The 16,650-nt window shown below is 61.1% G+C and carries 12 protein-coding genes, 1 other RNA gene and 1 pseudogene; 7 read left to right on the plus strand and 7 right to left on the minus strand.

Translation table 11 applies throughout. The annotated features are described in order from the left end of the window. Positions 1 to 68: 68 nt before the first annotated feature. Positions 69 to 1,067: a sigma-70 family RNA polymerase sigma factor gene (locus tag ACY69P_RS04950; RefSeq protein ID WP_459899587.1), complete on the minus strand. Its 999-nt coding sequence runs from the start codon at positions 1,065 to 1,067 to the stop codon at positions 69 to 71. 259 nt (positions 1,068 to 1,326) lie between these two features. On the opposite strand from ACY69P_RS04950, the gene ACY69P_RS04955 reads away from it, so the two are divergent. From ACY69P_RS04955 to radA, 6 genes are all read left to right on the plus strand, one after another. Then, on the plus strand, positions 1,327 to 3,747 hold the full coding sequence (locus ACY69P_RS04955) for a homocysteine S-methyltransferase family protein (protein WP_462326749.1): 2,421 nt from the start codon (positions 1,327 to 1,329) through the stop codon (positions 3,745 to 3,747). A gap of 159 nt (positions 3,748 to 3,906) precedes the next feature. Then, on the plus strand, positions 3,907 to 4,407 hold the full coding sequence (locus tag ACY69P_RS04960; RefSeq protein ID WP_462326750.1) for a TlpA family protein disulfide reductase: 501 nt from the start codon (positions 3,907 to 3,909) through the stop codon (positions 4,405 to 4,407). Between the two features lie 6 nt (positions 4,408 to 4,413). Then, positions 4,414 to 4,878, plus strand: coding sequence for an N-acetyltransferase (locus tag ACY69P_RS04965; RefSeq protein WP_462326751.1), 465 nt, complete (start codon positions 4,414 to 4,416; stop codon positions 4,876 to 4,878). Positions 4,879 to 4,955: 77 nt separating this feature from the next. Then, a complete protein-coding gene (gene hpt / locus ACY69P_RS04970; RefSeq protein WP_459900091.1) occupies positions 4,956 to 5,462 on the plus strand; it encodes a hypoxanthine phosphoribosyltransferase in 507 nt (168 codons plus the stop codon). A gap of 72 nt (positions 5,463 to 5,534) precedes the next feature. Beyond that, the gene (locus ACY69P_RS04975) at positions 5,535 to 6,356 is read left to right on the plus strand and encodes a DUF3426 domain-containing protein (RefSeq protein WP_462326752.1); all 822 of its coding nucleotides are present in this window, start codon (positions 5,535 to 5,537) and stop codon (positions 6,354 to 6,356) included. Positions 6,357 to 6,411: 55 nt separating this feature from the next. After that, positions 6,412 to 7,773 carry a DNA repair protein RadA gene (gene radA / locus ACY69P_RS04980; RefSeq protein WP_462326753.1) on the plus strand — a complete coding sequence of 454 codons (1,362 nt, stop codon included), beginning with the start codon at positions 6,412 to 6,414 and terminating at the stop codon, positions 7,771 to 7,773. Between the two features lie 95 nt (positions 7,774 to 7,868). On the opposite strand, the gene ACY69P_RS04985 is transcribed toward radA, so the two are convergent. The 6 genes from ACY69P_RS04985 to ACY69P_RS05010 form a co-directional block, all read right to left on the minus strand. Further along, positions 7,869 to 10,403 carry a transporter substrate-binding domain-containing protein gene (locus ACY69P_RS04985; protein ID WP_462326754.1) on the minus strand — a complete coding sequence of 845 codons (2,535 nt, stop codon included), beginning with the start codon at positions 10,401 to 10,403 and terminating at the stop codon, positions 7,869 to 7,871. Positions 10,404 to 10,629: 226 nt separating this feature from the next. Then, the gene (gene cysS / locus ACY69P_RS04990) at positions 10,630 to 12,087 is read right to left on the minus strand and encodes a cysteine--tRNA ligase (RefSeq protein WP_459899599.1); all 1,458 of its coding nucleotides are present in this window, start codon (positions 12,085 to 12,087) and stop codon (positions 10,630 to 10,632) included. A gap of 123 nt (positions 12,088 to 12,210) precedes the next feature. Beyond that, complete coding sequence (gene ispD / locus ACY69P_RS04995; RefSeq protein WP_462326755.1) at positions 12,211 to 13,410, minus strand: 2-C-methyl-D-erythritol 4-phosphate cytidylyltransferase; 1,200 nt, start codon at positions 13,408 to 13,410, stop codon at positions 12,211 to 12,213. Positions 13,411 to 13,493: 83 nt separating this feature from the next. Next, an RNA gene (gene rnpB / locus ACY69P_RS05000) (RNase P RNA component class A) lies at positions 13,494 to 13,855 on the minus strand. Between the two features lie 39 nt (positions 13,856 to 13,894). After that, a complete protein-coding gene (locus ACY69P_RS05005; protein ID WP_404844749.1) occupies positions 13,895 to 14,626 on the minus strand; it encodes a zinc ribbon domain-containing protein in 732 nt (243 codons plus the stop codon). 90 nt (positions 14,627 to 14,716) lie between these two features. Further along, positions 14,717 to 15,526, minus strand: a complete 810-nt coding sequence (locus ACY69P_RS05010; protein WP_404844750.1) for a Nif3-like dinuclear metal center hexameric protein — start codon at positions 15,524 to 15,526, stop codon at positions 14,717 to 14,719. Between the two features lie 570 nt (positions 15,527 to 16,096). On the opposite strand from ACY69P_RS05010, the pseudogene ACY69P_RS05015 reads away from it, so the two are divergent. Further along, positions 16,097 to 16,650 (plus strand): annotated as a pseudogene (locus tag ACY69P_RS05015) (hypothetical protein); the annotation flags it as partial.

Raw genomic sequence — 16,650 nt, forward strand, 5'->3', positions numbered from 1 at the left:
TGTAGAAGGCGGGCTGGTCCAGCTTGGCGGCGAGCACCTTCGCCTCATTTTTCATTCTACGGAGTGTTTCATTCATTCGTATGGATCCAGTCGTCTGAAAAGTCTGCGATGTGTTCGGCCATGTGCTCCCGGAGCTTTTTGAGCAGGCGCGCCTCGATTTGGCGCACCCGTTCGCGGGTGATGCCGTACTTCTCGCCAATTTCACGGAGTGTGACGGGAGAGTCCGACAACAGGCGCGAGCTGAGAATGTCCTGCTCCTTGTCGTTCAGCTTGGGGAGGATGGTCTTGATGTGTTCCCGGACCATGAGAGAGATCTCATCCTGGGCGACATCTTCTTCGATGGCGGGCTGCAGCGCGGGCAGAAAGTCCATGCGGGAGGCCCCGCCCTCTTCGCCGATAGGCATGTTGAGGGACATATCTTGCCGCGAGAGCCGCTGGTCCATCTCAATTACCACGTCCTCGGACACGCCGAGGTTCTTGGACAGTGTCGCCGAGTCCGGGTCGAACCCAAGGCTCTGCAGGCGCTGCCGTTCTTTGTTCAGATTATAGAAGAGCTTGCGCTGGGACTGCGTGGTGCCGATTTTAACCAGCCGCCAGTTGTCCATGATGAACTTGAGGATGTAGGCCTTGATCCAAAACGCCGCGTAGTAGGAGAATTTGATGCCCTTGTCGGGGTCGAACTTCTGCACGGCGCGCATCAGGCCAACGTTGCCTTCCTGCACGAGGTCCAGAACGTTCTGCATCCAGCGGCGCTGGAAATCCATGGCGATCTTCACCACAAGGCGCAGGTGCGACGAGACGATGCGGAAGGCCGCCTCGTTGTCGCCCTCATCACGCACGCGACGGGCGAGCTCCTGCTCCTCTTCCGGGTCCAGAAGAGGAAACTGGCTAATCTCGCGCAGATAGAGCCTGAGCGGGTCGCGCGGCATAAGGTCCGAGCTGCCGGCGGGCTTGAGAACAAGCTCACCCGGCGCCTCGGCTGCATCCGGGGTAATCCCGTCGCCGTCTACGGTCTCTTCGCTTTCCAGCTCGATGTCGTTTTCGTCGATAATGGTGTGATCTTCCATTCTTTGTTATAAAACTCTTCAGCTTTGTTGTGTCTTTCCGGGCCGTGCCACCAGGCAGGGGTTGGGCGAGGGCGCAGAAGGGGGCAAAAGGCCTAAAAAAAAGGCATAATGCCTGCCACAGGGTTTGTGAAGTATAGAGTTTTTATTTGTCCTTTTCAATGTTTTTAAGTACACAACTCAGGCCCGGCAAGCCCCGGAATCCGTGGTTGACGGGCACATTCGGTCTTGGCCGCTTAACCAGCAAACACGGAGCACAACGTTGCCAGATTTTCGCCGTTTTCTCAAAGAACGCAACGTCTTTGCCTTTGACGGAGGCATGGGGACGCTTTTGCAGGCCCGCGGCCTGCAGCCCGGGCAATCCCCGGAAGCGTTCGGCATGGCCCATCCAGACATCGTCGCCGACATCCATCGTGAATACATAAACGCCGGAGCGCGTGTTGTCACCACCAACACCTTCGGTGGAACGGATTTCAAACTTGAGTCCGGTCTCGATGCCTTCTCCTTCAACCGCGAGATGGCTGCCGTGGCCCGCAAGGCCGCTGGCGACCGAGCCTTTGTTGCCGGTAGCGTAGGCCCCACGGGCCAGTTCTGCAAGCCGCTTGGCGACCTGACCTTCCGCGAGCTTGTGGAAGCCTTCGCCAAGCAGATTCGCGGCCTTGCCGAGGGCGGAGCCGACCTCGTCATTGTGGAGACGCAGTTTGACCTTGCCGAGTGCCGCGCCGCCGTCATTGCCGCGCGCGAAGTCGGCAATCTGCCCGTTGCCACGTCCATGACCTTCGAGGACGGCGTCAGCCTTACCGGCACGCGTCCGCTGACCTATGTGGACACCATGCAGAACCTTGGCGTGGACCTTATCGGCACCAACTGCTCGGCTGGTCCCGAGGGCATGCTGGAGGTCTTTAAGGCCATGATGCCGCGCCTGCGCACGCCATTTTTTGCAGAGCCGAACGCCGGATTGCCCGAGCTTGAGGGCGACCAGACGGTGTTCCGTCTTGGGCCGGAGGATTTCGCGCGGCAGATTCGTCCCTTCGTGGAGATGGGCGCCAAGTCCATCGGCGGCTGCTGCGGCACCACGCCGGAGCACATCCGCTGTGCATGCAAGGAATTCGAGAACGCCACATGGACCATGCCCGAGGCGACGGAGGCCGAGAGCCTTGTGGTTACCTCGCGCTCGCAGTCCGTGGCCCTGCACCCGTCCCGCCGCAGCAAAATCATCGGCGAGCGCATCAACCCCACGGGCAAGAAGCAGCTCACTGCCGAGTTGCAGGCCGGGCAGTATACCGAGGCCTTCCGCCTTGCCAAGGAGCAGGTGGAGAGCGGCGCGCATATTCTGGACGTAAACGTTGGCGCGCCTATGGTGGAGGAACAGACGTTGCTCCCGGACCTCGTCTCGTCCCTCGTCTCCCGCGTGCAGATGCCCCTGTGCCTTGATTCCACGAACATTGACGCCATCCGCGCCGGGCTTGAAGCCTACCCCGGCTCCCCGCTTGTGAACTCCATCAGCGGAGAGCCCGGCCGCATGCAGGAGCTTGGCCCGCTGTGCAAGCACTATGGCGCACCGTTTATCATGCTGCCGCTTCAGGGCCGCAAGCTGCCTGTCACGGCAAGCGAGCGCCTCGCCGTCATTGAGGAATTGCTCAAGGAAGCCGACTCCCTTGGCATTCCGCGCCATCTCATCATCGTTGACGCGCTGGTGCTGACCGTGTCGTCCAAGCCGGAGTCCGCCAAGGCGTGCCTTGATGTTATCCGTCATTGCCGTGACGAGTGGAACCTGGCCACGGTGTGCGGCCTGTCGAACATTTCCTTTGGCCTGCCGGCGCGCGAACTGCTCAACGCCTCCTTCCTTGTGATGGGCATGGCGCAGGGGCTGTCGGCGTTTATTGCCAACCCCGGTTCCTCGCGTCTTATCGAGAGCGTTGCCTCCTCCGAGGTACTGTTGAACCGCGACCCGCAGGCGCGCTCCTACGTGGCGAACTTTGCTGAGTGGAAGCCCACGGGCGGACCGCTTCCCGGCCGCGACAGCCACCTTGGCGGCGCCAAGAAGGTGGAAAGCCTTGGCGACGCCGTCATTGCTGGCGTTGGCGACGAAATTCTGCCCCTCATCGACGCAGAATTGGAGAAAGACCGCGACCCTTTTGACCTTGTTGACGCGGACCTCATCCCCGCCATCACCGAAGTGGGCGAAAAGTACGAGCGTAAGGAATACTTCCTGCCGCAGCTTTTGCAGTCCGCCGAGACGATGCAGACGGCGTTTGAGCACTTGCGTCCATATCTTGAGGCCAGCTCCGGCGCTAAGGAAAAGACCAAGGTCATCATGGCCACCGTTGAGGGCGACATTCATGACATCGGCAAGAACATTGTCATTCTCATGCTGCGCAACAACGGCTTTGAGGTCATCGACCTTGGCAAGGACGTTCCTGCCCAGCGTATCGTGGAGACGGCGCGCGAAGAGGGCGCGGCTGTCATTGGCCTTTCCGCACTCATGACCACCACCATGATCCGCATGGAGGAGACGGTTTCGCTGGTGCGCGAGATGGGCCTTGATTGCGGCGTGATGGTTGGCGGCGCGGTGGTGACGCAGGACTACGCCGACAAGATTGGCGCAGACGGCTACTCCCGCGACGCCGTGGACGCCGTGAAGGTGGCCAAGACCCTTGCCGCCCGGCGCGCTGCGTCGTAGGACAAGCCGTTGGCCGCGCCGGACTGCTTCCCCATGGGGGTGGCCCGGCTTCGCTATTTGAGACAAACGACCACCGGCGGCGCTTCCGCATGGCCCGGACGGGCAGCGGGGCGCCGCCGGATACAGGCCGCACATGCACCGGCGGCAAGGAGATACAGTATGCGACGATGCATGATGCGCTATGCGGCGCTTTTGGCGCTGGTGACGGTTCTGCTTCTTCCCGCGCGCATGGTCCGCGCTTCGGCGGACCTGCCGGGAGCCACGGGCGACACCGTGTCCGCCATGGATATAATCCGGACGGTGGGCAGCGCCGAGGGGCGTGTGGTTATCGTGAACTTTTGGGCCACATGGTGCCCGCCGTGCCGCCGCGAAATTCCCGAACTCAACCACCTGCGGGGGCAGTATTCCCCGGACGATGTGCTCCTGATGGGCATCTCCGTGGATGAGGACGAGGCGGCCTATACGGACTTTGTGGCCGAGCAGGACTTTACCTATCCCGTGCGCCGCGCCGAGCAGTCGGTGCCGCGTTTCTTTCGGATTTCCGGCATACCCCGTGTGATGGTGTACGACACCACGGGCAAGCTGGTGGTGAATCATGAGGGGATGGTCACCGCCGACCAACTCGGCGAGGTGGTCGATTCCCTCCTTGAACAGAAGTAGGACGACATGGACGTATATATTCGCAAGGCGCGGATGCAGGATGTGAAGAGCATTCACCTGCTGCTGATGGAATGCGCCGGACAGGGGCAGCTGTTGCCCCGCTCGCTTAGCTCGCTGTATGGGCATTTGCGTGATTTTTATGTGCTGGTGGACCGTGGGGACGAAACTGTTGTTGGCTGCTGCGCGCTGACTATTTTCTGGGAGGACCACGCGGAAATCCGTTCTTTGGCCCTGCATGAAAAGATGAAGGGGACCGGCTGGGGCCGCCGTCTGGTGGAGACTTGCCTGTCCGAGGCGGTGACGCTGGGGGTTTACAAGGTCTTCACGCTGACGTATGTGAGCGGCTTTTTCGCACGGCTGGGCTTTCAGGAAGTGGAAAAGGACGTGTTGCCGCAAAAGGTGTGGACCGATTGCATCAACTGTCCCAAGTTCCCGGACTGCGACGAAACGGCCATGCTCATCACGATGTAGCTGCCCGGGCCACGCGCCCGCGCCCACGGCTAGGACCGCAAACAAGGATGCAAGGTTTGAGCGACAAGACCAAGAGTATGAAGGTAGTCATCTCCCCCGAGGAGATTCAGGAACGCGTAGCCACCCTTGGCCACGAAATTACGGAGCGCTACAAGGGCGAGCCTGTCGTCGTTGTCTGTGTGCTCAAGGGCGGCTTTTTGTTCTTTGCTGACCTCGTGCGCCATATCGACCTCGACCTGGAGCTGGAGTTCGTGCGTTTGGCCAGCTATGGCCGCGGCACGGAAAGCGGCGAGCTGGTGTTCACCAAGGACATGGAAATCTCCATCAAAGACCGCAACGTCCTCATCGTGGAAGACATTGTGGACACCGGCCAGTCCATGGACTTTTTGATGCGCACCCTTGAGGAACGCAAGCCCAGAAGCCTTACCATCGCCGCGCTGGTGGACAAGTACGAGCGCCGCGAAGTGGACGTAAAGGTTGACTTTCCCGGGTTCCATCTTGATAAAGGGTACATCGTCGGCTATGGAATGGATTTTGCCGAACGATACAGGGAGCTTGACGGAATTTACGAGCTCGTCGAATAATCCACCGCCGGACGCGGCGGTAGCACATGGATTTGGCTCCGGGTGCGGAGGCTGAAGGAGAGTGATTCGCGTATGGTCGTTGAATGTCCCAGTTGTCACACGACATACAACTTTGATGACAGCGTTGCCCAGCCCGGGCAGAAGCTGCGCTGCACAGTATGCGAACATGTCTTCGCATTGCCCTCCGGTACCGACGGTGCGGGAGACGATGCGGACCAGCCGTCCGCAGACGACGCAGGCGCTGAGGTTTCCTCTTCTCAGGGACAGGAGGGCGATGCAGGGGGAAGTTACGACTTCAATCTGGATAGCTCACCTTCCGGGGAGAAGAAGGGCAAAGGCAAAACGCTGCTCATCGCCCTTGTTGCCGTGGTTGTTCTTTTGGGCGGCGGTGCAGGAGTAGCCTACTACTTAGCGCCTCAGCTGCTTGGGGGCATTGTTGGCTCCTCGTCGGACAACACTACCGCCGACGGCATGCCGGACCCTGCCAAAATGCAGGAGATGGTGAAGCAGATATCGCTGGAGAGCATCCGCCAGTATTACGTGGACAACGAAAAGGCGGGAAAGATTTTCGTCATCGAAGGCCGCGCCCTCAACGCCTCGGGCTTCCCCAAGGAGCTTATCGAGGTAGAGGCCAGCCTGTTTGATGCGAACAACGCCGTGCTGGATTCGTCCCGCCAATTCTGCGGCAATACGCTCTCGCTCTTTCAGCTTCAGGTGCTGGGGCAGGAGGAGATTGCCACCGCGCTGACCGATGAGGCCGGTGTGGGCTCCAACAACGTGAACCTGCAACCCGGACAGGACGTGCCGTTCATGTTTGTCTTCTTCTCACCATCGGAGAATGTGTCGGAATTTGTGGTCAAGGTGGCCGCGGTCCGGGACGTCGAAGACCTTTAGAAGTTTTACAGAGGGCCGCACAGGGTGCGGCCCTTTTGTTTTGCGATAGGGAATCATGAAGAAAAAGCTCATATACGTGTGCAACGAGTGCGGCAGCGTCAGCCCCCGTTGGCAGGGGCAGTGCCCGCACTGCGGCATGTGGAATTGCCTTGAGGAAAAGGCCGCGCCCAAGAAAGCGACGGGCACGGGCGCACGTGCGGCGTCCGCGCCGGGCGGCAGTGTGTCGTCCATGCATGCGCCGGTGGCGCTGACGGAATTCACCGAGGAAAATGCCGAGCCCTACACCAGCGGGCTGGACGCGCTGGACCAGATTTTGGGCAAAGGCCTCATGCCCGGCGGCGTGGTGCTGATGGCGGGCAACCCCGGCATTGGCAAGTCCACGCTGCTTTTGCAGCTGACGGGCAGCGTTGGCAGCAGTGGACGGCGCGCGTTGTATGTATCTGCCGAGGAATCTCTTGGTCAGGTGCAGGGGCGCGCCCAGCGTTTGGGATTGCTGTCCCCCAACCTGCTGGCCATGTCCACCACGCGTCTGGAGGATGTGCTGGCCGCCATGGAGGGGGCTGGCCGTCCGGAGCTGATGATTGTGGACTCCGTGCAGACGCTGGCCTCGGACGAGGTGGACGGTCTGCCCGGAAGCGTCAGTCAGGTCCGCGCCGTGTCCACATCGCTTATCGAGCGGGCCAAGTCCACGGGCATTACGCTGGTGCTGGTGGGCCACGTGACCAAGGACGGGCAGATTGCCGGGCCGAAGCTCCTTGAGCATATGGTGGATACGGTCCTCTCGCTGGAGGGCGACAAGCGGCATCTGTTCCGCATTCTGCGCGTGATGAAGAACCGCTTTGGCCCCAGCCATGAGCTTGTGGTCTTTGAGATGCGCGGCAGCGGCATGCAGGTGGTGGACGACCCGTCTACCTTTTTCCTGCAGGACCGTGACCCCGGCCTGTCCGGAACCGCCCTTGTGATGGCCGTTGACGGGCAGCGGCCCTTTGCCGTGGAGGTGCAGGCGCTTGTGAGCAAGTCGTTCCTGTCCATTCCCCGCCGCACGGCGCTGGGGTTTGACGCGAACCGCTTGCACCTGATTCTTGCGGTGCTGGAAAAGCGCCTGCGGCTGAATCTTTCCGGTGTGGACATCTACACCAAAATCGGTGGCGGCATGAAGATGACGGACCCGGGGCTGGACGCCGGGATTGTGGCGGCGGTGTTGTCGTCCTTCTATGACCGGCCGCTTCCCGAAGCCGCAGTGATGTGGGGCGAGATTGACCTGAACGGGCAGGTCCGCCCGGTCGCCAGCCATGACATCCGCATGAAACAGGCCCAGCGCCTTGGCTACGGGCCTATTGTTGCGCCGGAGTCCGGCGGCAAAGGGGCGAAGACCATTAACATGTTGCAGACGCGCCTGTTCGGTAAGGGCGACTAGCTCCGCGAGCACCGCGCCGTCGCCATACAACGCATTGCGAAAGGGACCACGCCGTTTGGTGTGGTCCCTTTTTGTGTGTGCGGATTGGGGGGGAGCTAGGTGCCGCCGTTGCGGGCGCGGGCAAGCAGGGAATTAATCATATCCTGCAGGGCCTCTGGCGACATGGGGTAGGTGATGGTGCCGGCGATGCCATTGTCCATGAGGATGCTGTGCTGCACGCTGGCTTCGCGCTGGAGAATGCCGATAATGGGCGGCGGAGATGGTGTGACCTCGTGCAGAGCCCGCAGGGCTTCGAGGGACTCCGACGCGCTGGGACCTGCCACAAGCAGGATAAAGGCGAAGCTATGCGCCCGAAGCGCTTGGAGGGCTTCGGCGTGATTGCTGACCCGGATGGGTGAATACCCCATGTGGCCGAGGGGCCGTTCAAGGGCAAAGTGGTTGACTTGGTCGTCCCCGACAATGAGCACCTGTTGCTGTGTCATGCGTGATGACGGCTTGCGGTTCCCGGAGGAATCCGGCGGGCCTTGGGGCGCTGCCGAGTCGGGCAGCTCGACCTGAATGGTGAAGTAAATGGCTGTTCCAACGGTTTCCTCGGAATCCACGGCGAGCGTGCCGCCGAGGCTCTCCACCATTTGCCGGATGATGCCGAAGCCCATTTCTGGGGAGCTTTGCCCGGATGGCGTAAAGGGGAGAGTGGCGGGGCGAGGCTCAAAGCAGGTGTCGACCCTGTCGTCGGCGAAGCCGATGCCTGTATCCGTAATGACGAACAGAATCACCTGATGCTTCCCGTCCGGGCGGTAGGGCAGAGGTGCCACCTCAATGTCCACGGTTCCATGCTCCGTGAACTTGATGGCATTGCCAAGGAGGTTGAAGAGAATTTGCCGGATGCGCCGCGCGTCGCCAATGACGGAGCCTGTGGCGGTGTCCGCGATGTTGGTGCGGATTTCGATGCCCTTGACCTTGGCCTCGGAAACGAAGGAATCCACCACCGTGGTGATGATGGCGGGCAGGGTGAACCTGTCGTGCAAGATACCGGCGATGGGCGATTGCATCATGGAAATGTCAAAAATATCATTGAGCACGGTCAGCAGGCCGCTCCCCGCCCGGCGGGCAAGTGTGGTCGGCTCGATTTGCTCTGCGGAAAGCCGCGTGCGCTCAAGCATCTGCAGCATGCTGAGCAGACCGTTGAGAGGCATGCGGATTTCGTGGCTCATGACGCCTACAAATTCGGACTTGACCCGGCTGGCCAGTTGCGCCTGCTTGTTGGCTTCCTCCAGCTCCGCGCGCAGGCGTGTGGATTCTGTGATGTCCATGATGCTGAGGAGTGTGGCTGTATAGGTGCCGTGCTCGTCGCTGACAGGGGCAAGGGACATCATAACGTTCAGCACCTCGCCATCTTGTCGCACAAGCTGCGTCTCGGTAGAGATGGGGAGGGTATTCTTGATGGTGAGAAGGTTTCCCAAAAAGTCGGCGCGGTGCTCCTCGGGGAGGTAGTCGTCCGCAGTGCTTTGCAGCAGCTGGCTCTGCTTGACACCCAGCAGTTCAAACATGCGCGGGTTGGCGTACAGGGTGTGCCGGTCCGGATCCACCAGCCAGATGCCTTCGTGCAGGTTTTCCACCACCAGCCGGTATTGCCGCTCGCGTTCGGCCAGCGCCTGTTGGGCGGCTTCGCGTTCGGCAATGCTTTCCTTCAGGCGTTTGTTGGTTTCGCGCGTGCCAAAGTATTTCCAGAGCACCATGGCAATGCCAAAGATTACCATTATGCTGAACATTGTGGTTACGAGACGCTTGGACGCAATGGCTGACTCGTGCTTGCCGTACCACTTTGTGTAGATGGCGTTGTAGTTCTTGCTCTTGACGAAGTCGTGTATGGCGCTGTCGAGCCGTTTGAGCAGTTCCGTGCGGCCGCGGGCCACACCGATGCCACGTTTGATTTCCTTTTGCGGGGGACCAATGGTTCGTATGCGGTCTTCAATGTCCAGAAGGCGCGCCAGCCGCCAAATAAGCGGCTCCGGATAGATGATGGCATCCGCCTGCCCGGAGATGAGCAGGCTGAGCAGGTCCTGCGGGCTTTTGACAAGGATGATTTTGTGGCTGCCGAAGTCCTTAAGGATGGTATATCCCGCGTTGACCATGATTGCGCCAATGACCTTGCCCTCAAGGTCTTCAAGGGTCTCAAGGTCCGTGGAGGCGGAGCGTACAAAGAAGGAAATCTTGAACGTTTCGATGGGGGCGGTGAATTCAAGGAAGTCTGAGCGCCGCTGCGTGATGCCGATATTGGGGATGAGGTCGGCCTTGCCGGTGCGGAGCGCGTCGTGAACGAGGGTCCAGTTTTTGTAGATATCGTAGCGGATGTTCAGCCCGGTGCGCTTGGCAAGATGATTCATGATGTCAATGGCGAAGCCGGTGGTCCTGCCGGTTTCATCCACCATGTAATGCGGTGGAAAATGCTCGGGTACGGCGGCAATGATGGTCTCGTTGTCGTCTCGCGGGGCACATAGCCCAGCGGGCGGCGCAAGGAGGAAGAGGCCGAGTACACACGCGGTCAGCAGAGCCTTGAGAGCCAGCAGAGAGGGCGCTGGCTTATGGCGCAGGTGTCCGTGCGGTATCCGCTTCAGTCCAAATTCCATAATTGTCCCGTAGCATAAGCCGATTACAGGTATAGGTTCTACGTAGAGAGTACTATAAAGAGACCGTTTGGGACAAGCGGTGCAGGACGAAAGTGCGGGGGAAAAAGGGCGCGTGGTGGGAGGCGTGTGAGGCTGGAGAGGGCTCGGGTGGCGGTTGGCACAACGAAAAAAAGCCCATCCCCGTTGTTGGGGATGGACCTGTATCAGTGTGATTGTGCCGGCAGGACTACAGCACGTCCCACTCCTGTCCGGTGGCGGTGTCGTGTACGTCCACATGCATGGCGGCCAGCTCGTCACGGACGGCGTCGGAGGTGGTGAAGTCCTTTTCCTTGCGGGCGCTTGCGCGCTTTTCCAGCAGTTCGTCAACCTTGGCGGTGTCGATGCCGTAGCGGCGGACCTTTACCTCGCGCAGTTCACGCAGGAAGGTTTCGGGGTCCTGATTGAACACGCCAAGCGCGGTGCCCCACGAGGCCAGCAGGTACAGGGCGCGCGTCCACAGAGCCTTGGCCCCTTCGCTCTTGCGCCAGCTCTTGTTTTCCGCAACGCGGCCAACAAGGCGGATGAGGCCGAACACGTGGCCAAGGGCGCCGGCGGTGTTCATATCGTCGTTCATGGACTTGTTCCACTCGGCTTCAAGGGTGCTGAGTTCCTCGGTCAACTCGGCGGGCAGTTCTGCGCCGCTCCACTTGCTGCGCTCCAGAGCGGTCTGGATGTCGCGGCGGGTGGTGTAGATGCGGCGGAGGTTCTTTTCCGCTTCAAGCATGTTGTCCGGGGTGAAGTCGATGGGGCTTCTGTAGTGCTTGGTCAGCAGGAAGTAGCGCAGGGTCTCGGGGTGGTAGCTTTCGAGAATGTCGCGGATGGTGGAAAAGTTGCCAAGAGACTTGGACATCTTTTCGGAGTCCACCTGAACGAAGCCGTTATGCACCCAGAAGCGCGCCATCTCGGTCTGCGTGGCGGCCTCGGACTGGGCGATTTCGTTTTCGTGATGGGGGAAGATGAGGTCCTGCCCGCCGCCGTGGATGTCGAAGGGCAGGGCAAGGTGCTTGTCGCTCATGGCGGAGCACTCAAGGTGCCAGCCGGGGCGGCCACCGCCCCACGGGCTTTCCCATTCCGGCTCGCCGGGCTTGGCGGCCTTCCACAGGGCAAAGTCCAGCGGGTCTTCCTTTTCGTCTCCGGGCTGGATGCGGGAGCCGGAGCGCATTTCGTCAATGTCGCGGCCCGAGAGCTTGCCGTAGCCGTCAAAGGAGCGGACGCGGAAGTACACGTCGCCCGATTCGGTGGCGTAGGCGTGGCCGTCGTTTATGAGCTTTTCCGTCAGGGCGATCATCTCGCCGATGTGTTCCGTTGCGCGGGGTTCAAGGTCCGCACGCAGCACGTTCAGCTTGTCCATGTCCTCATGGAACGCCTCGATAAAGCGCTGCGCCAGTGCGGAGGGATCTTCGCCGTTTTCGTTGGCACGGTTGATAATCTTGTCATCCACGTCCGTGAAGTTGCGGGCGAAGGTGACATTGTAGCCAAGGTGGCGCAGGTAACGAACCAGAACGTCGAAAACAACGGCGGAACGAGCATGGCCAATATGACAGTAGTCGTAGGCGGTGATGCCACAAGCGTACATGCGGACATCGTTGTCCCTGAGCGGTGTGAATTCCTCTTTACGACGTGTCATTGTGTTGTAGAGCTGCATTGGCCGTACTCCAGTTTTGTCCTCAAACGGATTGATAATGTTGGTAAAACCCCGGCAGGATACACTATCCGGGCGGGGTGGAATCATGCCTCAAATGAAGTGGGGCGTCAAAGACCTTTGGCCCTAATTTTCCGCGCCCTGCGGCTGCCGCATGCCGGTGACGCAGGCCACGGCCTTGATGCCGTGCTTCTTGCCCGTAAAGCCGAGGCCTTCTTCGGTTGTGGCTTTCACGTTGACGCGGGCGGGGTCGACCCGCAACAGCTGCGCAACATTGTCGCGGATGCGGCGGCGGTAGGTGGACAGCTTGGGCGTCTGCGCAATGATGGTCAGGTCCGCGTGGGTGATGGTCAGGGCCTCGCGGTGGGCGATGTCCAGAACCTCGGCCACGAGGACGGCGGATTCGATGTTGTCAAAGGCGGGGTCGTTGTCCGGGAAGTGCTGGCCGATGTCGCCTTTGCCAAGGCAGCCCAGCAGGGCGTCTGCAAGGGCGTGCAGCAGCACATCGCCATCGGAGTGTGCAACCACCTGCAGGTCGCCGTCGATGGGGATGCCGCCAATTTTCAGCGGGCGGCCCGGGCCGTATTTGTGTACGTCGTAGCCCCAGCCCACGCAGGGGTAGGCGACGGGCGCATTGGTGGTGAGCATGCGCAGGTCCTCCGGAGTGGTAATCTTGATGTTGCCTGCCTCGCCGGGAACGGTGGCGACGCGTTCACCGATGGCTTCCACCATGGAGGCGTCGTCCGTGACGGCGAGGTTTTGGTCGCGGCAGATGTCGTGCGCGCGCTGGAGCAGGGGCAAGGCAAAGGCCTGCGGGGTCTGACAGGCGCGCAGTTCGGCGCGGGGCAGGGTTTCGGCTATGGTGCCGTCTTCGGCCACGCGCTTGATGGTGTCCGCAACGGGGATGGCGGGGATGACGGCGTCGTTCCCGGCGTCCATGGCGGCAAGCAGTGAGGCAATGAGCGGAGCACTGGCAAAGGGGCGCGCCGAGTCGTGCACGAGGACGTGGGTGCAGTCCTTGGGGAGCATGGCGAGGCCGTTGTGGACGGAATCCTGCCGCCGCGGGCCGCCTGTGGCGACGAGGCAAGGCAGGGAAAAGTCGTCCTGCGCGGCAAGCTCCTTGACGGTGCGCGCGCCGTCCTCGGCTTCGCCCTCGGGGAAGACGAACACGAATCCGGCGATGCGGGGCACGCGGACCATGGTCCGGGCGCTTTTCCAAAAGAGCGGGGCGCCCTCATAGGGCAGGAACTGTTTCTTGGTGGCAAGCCCCGATGCGGCGAGGCGGGAGCCTTGTCCCGCGGCGAGAAGTATGGCCCAGACTGACATAGCGGTCTTCTTTGCGGTGGAAGGTGATGGATACAAAAGGGGCGCGAAGGCGATAACGCCTCCGCGCCGCCTGTCCTTGCGGAGATGGGAGTCGGACGGTAAGCCGGGTTCTGTCTCCCCTTGCGGGGCGGTCATCATTCCTCTAGGGCCATGGTTGCCCATGGCCTCCAGCAACCTACCCGGAAGCATCAGTCGGGCCGACCTCAAACGCTTCCCTATTTGGTCTTGCTCCGAACGGGGGTTACCTAGCCCGCCGTGTCACCACGGCGGCTGGTGGGCTCTTACCCCACCGTTTCACCCTTACCAGCACGGTGTGCTGGCGGTTTGCTTTCTGTGGCCCTGTCCATGGGTCACCCCACCTGGACGTTATCCAGCGTTCTGCCCTACGGAGCCCGGACTTTCCTCCCCGGCCCATGCGGGCCGCGACGATGACCTGTCCAACTCCCGAATATTGTGCGCCCGGCCATGGCCGGACTGCGGGACGCTACGCGGCGTCCGGATCGGTAAAGTGATTCGTCCAGTAGACCAAGCGCTGGCAGTTGGGGCAGCTCATGATCTGTTCACCCTTTTGCAGGTCGTTGAAGGCCTGCGGGGGGATGAGGATGTGGCAGCCGCTGCAGACGGCCTCGTCCACGGGGACGATGACCGGATGGCTGATGCGGGCGCGGATGAATTCATAGCGGCCAAGCACGCGCGGCGGGACGACTTCGCACGCGGCGGCGCGGTCCTTCTGCAGCTTGTTCAGGCGCTTTTTGGCGGCAGTGGTGCGCTTTTTGAGCGTGGTGCTGTTTTCGTCCAGCTGCTTTTTCAGCTCTGCGCCTTCTTCTTCCATGGACGTCTGGAGTTCTTTCTGACGTTCCAGCTCCTCGGCGAGGGCGACTTTCTCTTCCTCGCGGGTGCGGTTGATCTTCTCCATGTTGTCCATTTCGCGCATCATGGCGTGGTACTCGCGGGAGTTCCCGGCCATCATCAGCTTGTCCTTGCTCTTCTTGATCTTTTCTTCGTTGCTTTCGATCTCGTCGGCAAGAACGCGCTGCTGGTGCAGAAGGATGTCGGTCTTTTCCTTGACCTGGTTCAGGCGCTCATTGAACTTTTCATACTTGTCCTCGAGCGCGGCGAGTTCCTTGGGCAGGCTCTCCAGTTCATTTTCCAGGGTGATGATCTCGTCATCGACTTTCTGCAGAACGATGAGCTGCTCGATTTGCTTGAGGTACATGCTCAACGGGGTATCCTCCTCGGCAGTTGCCTTTGGCGGCCGGCTGCCGGCTGCCGTGAATGTATTCAGTCCCTTGCGTAAGGGCTGTGATCACTTGTGTCGCGTGGGCCAGGGGCCCGTATGCAGAGAGAACGGCTCCGCCCCCGGGAAGAAACGGACGGTGGTGCCGTCCTTTTCCATATCGGGGGCAAGCTCCTCGGCAAAGATGCGGGTCATAATCTCCTCAAGGGAGAAGTGCCCCACATCCACGGTGAATATATCCGATTCAAGCGCCAGATGGTACTTGATGTCGCCAGTGATGAAAACGTCGGCTCCGGTGGCTGCCGCTGCGTCAATGAGCGAGCCGCCGGACCCTGTGCAGTAGGCCACGGTTTCTACGCGCTCGGGCGCAGCACCGATGGACAGCAAAAAATCACGCTCAATCAGCCCGCCAAGGGTGGCGGCGAAGTCGTCCCAGCCAAGGGGCTGGGGCAGGCGTCCGGCAAAGCCGAAACCAGCGGGGTGCGCTTCGTCGGCGATGGTGGTCTCGATGATGGAGAGGTCCGTCAGGCCAAGGGCGCGTGCCAGCCATCCTGCGGGCCCAGCGGGCTGCACATCCAGCGAAGTGTGCGCTGCATAGAGCCACGCCCCGCGGGAGAGCACCCCACGGGCAACATCCAAAAAACGGCCCGGAGTGTCCAAAAAGCGGGGCTGCATGCACAGGGGATGGTGGGTCAGGATGCACTGCGCGCCCCAGTCGAGAGCCTCGGCCACGGCGTGTGGCGTTGGGTCGAGGGTTACGGCGAGCTTGGTGATGTTGCGGGTTGTCCCGGCAATCTGCACGCCGCTTTTGTCCCATTCGGCCGCGCCGCAAAGCGGGGCCGAGCGTTCGATGCGGGCAATGACGTTCTGGATGTCCATGGTATCCCTCAAAAATAAAGGTGCTTCCCCTCTCTTCGCCAGGAGGAAAGCACCTGCTTATCGCATAGTGCCAGGGGAGGGCGCGTCGCTTCGGTCCTGCCTACGCGGCTTGGCCGGGGGCGGAGCCGGTGCGGGATGCAGCGCGTTGATGCTGGGCATCAGTCTCCCGGGGCATGGTGCGTCCGGTTGCACGTATTTTTGTCAACGCACCCAAAAAGCGAAAGATTCTTCAATCGGAACACCCTATCTCATAGCAAAAAGAAACCACCCACGCAAGCTGGCCGGGGACGCTGTGTGGCGTTTCCGGTGGCCTGCGCTGCGGGCGGAGGATGCCGAGCGGACGGTGTCTATGCCATACGCGGCGGGGCGCGGTCAAGGAAAGTGTGGGATTTCGGGCGTGGGGATTGGGCTGGCGCGCGGGCACGCGCAGGGAGGGCCTCGCAGAATTTCTTTGGCATATGGCACATGTGCATACATCCGGAAATCTGCCATGGCACAACTGGCCGCAAAGCGCAGGGGCGCTGTGGTCCCACGCGTGCAGCCAAACCCCAGACAAGGAGCAAAGGACACATGAGTGTTGATTCCACCATCGGCAAGGTCCGCTATGAGGGAAACGGGAGTGCCCGCCGGTTTCCCGTGGGCTTTGTCTACGACGATGCCGACCACCTGCGGTGCTATCTGCGCCGCCCTGTGGACAGCGGCAGTGGCGTTATGGAGCAGGTCGAACTGGTGCGGGGCGTGGATTATGCCCTTGAAGGCAACGGCGAGGCGGGCGAAGGGCTTGTGGAATATCCCCTCAGCGGCGACCCCATGCCCGCGGGCGAGTTGTTGACCATTCTCCAGTTTGTGCCCATCACGCAGGACCGCTCGTGGTCCAATGCCGACGCCATTGATGTGCGCGAGATTGAAAAATCCGACGACAAGCTCACGCGCATTTGCCTACAGCTTCAGGAGGAGCTTGGGCGCTGCGTCAAGGTGGACGTGACGTCCGATGACAATCCGCGTGAATATTTGAGCAAAACCCAGCATGCCTATGCCTCGGCCCGTGCCGCGGCGGACAACAGCGCCAGCGACGCCGCCACGGCCCGCACAGCGGCGGAAACGGCCAGCCTCGCGCAGGACTC

The sequence above is a fragment of the Desulfobaculum sp. genome (genome assembly GCF_054921475.1).

Bases quoted from the DNA above. Each gene is read 5' to 3' on its own strand.
- ACY69P_RS04950 (WP_459899587.1), bottom strand. From the start codon at position 1,067: ATGGAAGATCACACCATTATCGACGAAAACGACATCGAGCTGGAAAGC.
- ACY69P_RS04960 (WP_462326750.1), top strand. From the start codon at position 3,907: ATGCGACGATGCATGATGCGCTATGCGGCGCTTTTGGCGCTGGTGACG.
- ACY69P_RS04965 (WP_462326751.1), top strand. From the start codon at position 4,414: ATGGACGTATATATTCGCAAGGCGCGGATGCAGGATGTGAAGAGCATT.
- hpt (WP_459900091.1), top strand. From the start codon at position 4,956: ATGAAGGTAGTCATCTCCCCCGAGGAGATTCAGGAACGCGTAGCCACC.
- ACY69P_RS04975 (WP_462326752.1), top strand. From the start codon at position 5,535: ATGGTCGTTGAATGTCCCAGTTGTCACACGACATACAACTTTGATGAC.
- radA (WP_462326753.1), top strand. From the start codon at position 6,412: ATGAAGAAAAAGCTCATATACGTGTGCAACGAGTGCGGCAGCGTCAGC.
- ACY69P_RS04985 (WP_462326754.1), bottom strand. From the start codon at position 10,403: ATGGAATTTGGACTGAAGCGGATACCGCACGGACACCTGCGCCATAAG.
- cysS (WP_459899599.1), bottom strand. From the start codon at position 12,087: ATGCAGCTCTACAACACAATGACACGTCGTAAAGAGGAATTCACACCG.
- ispD (WP_462326755.1), bottom strand. From the start codon at position 13,410: ATGTCAGTCTGGGCCATACTTCTCGCCGCGGGACAAGGCTCCCGCCTC.
- ACY69P_RS05005 (WP_404844749.1), bottom strand. From the start codon at position 14,626: ATGTACCTCAAGCAAATCGAGCAGCTCATCGTTCTGCAGAAAGTCGAT.
- ACY69P_RS05010 (WP_404844750.1), bottom strand. From the start codon at position 15,526: ATGGACATCCAGAACGTCATTGCCCGCATCGAACGCTCGGCCCCGCTT.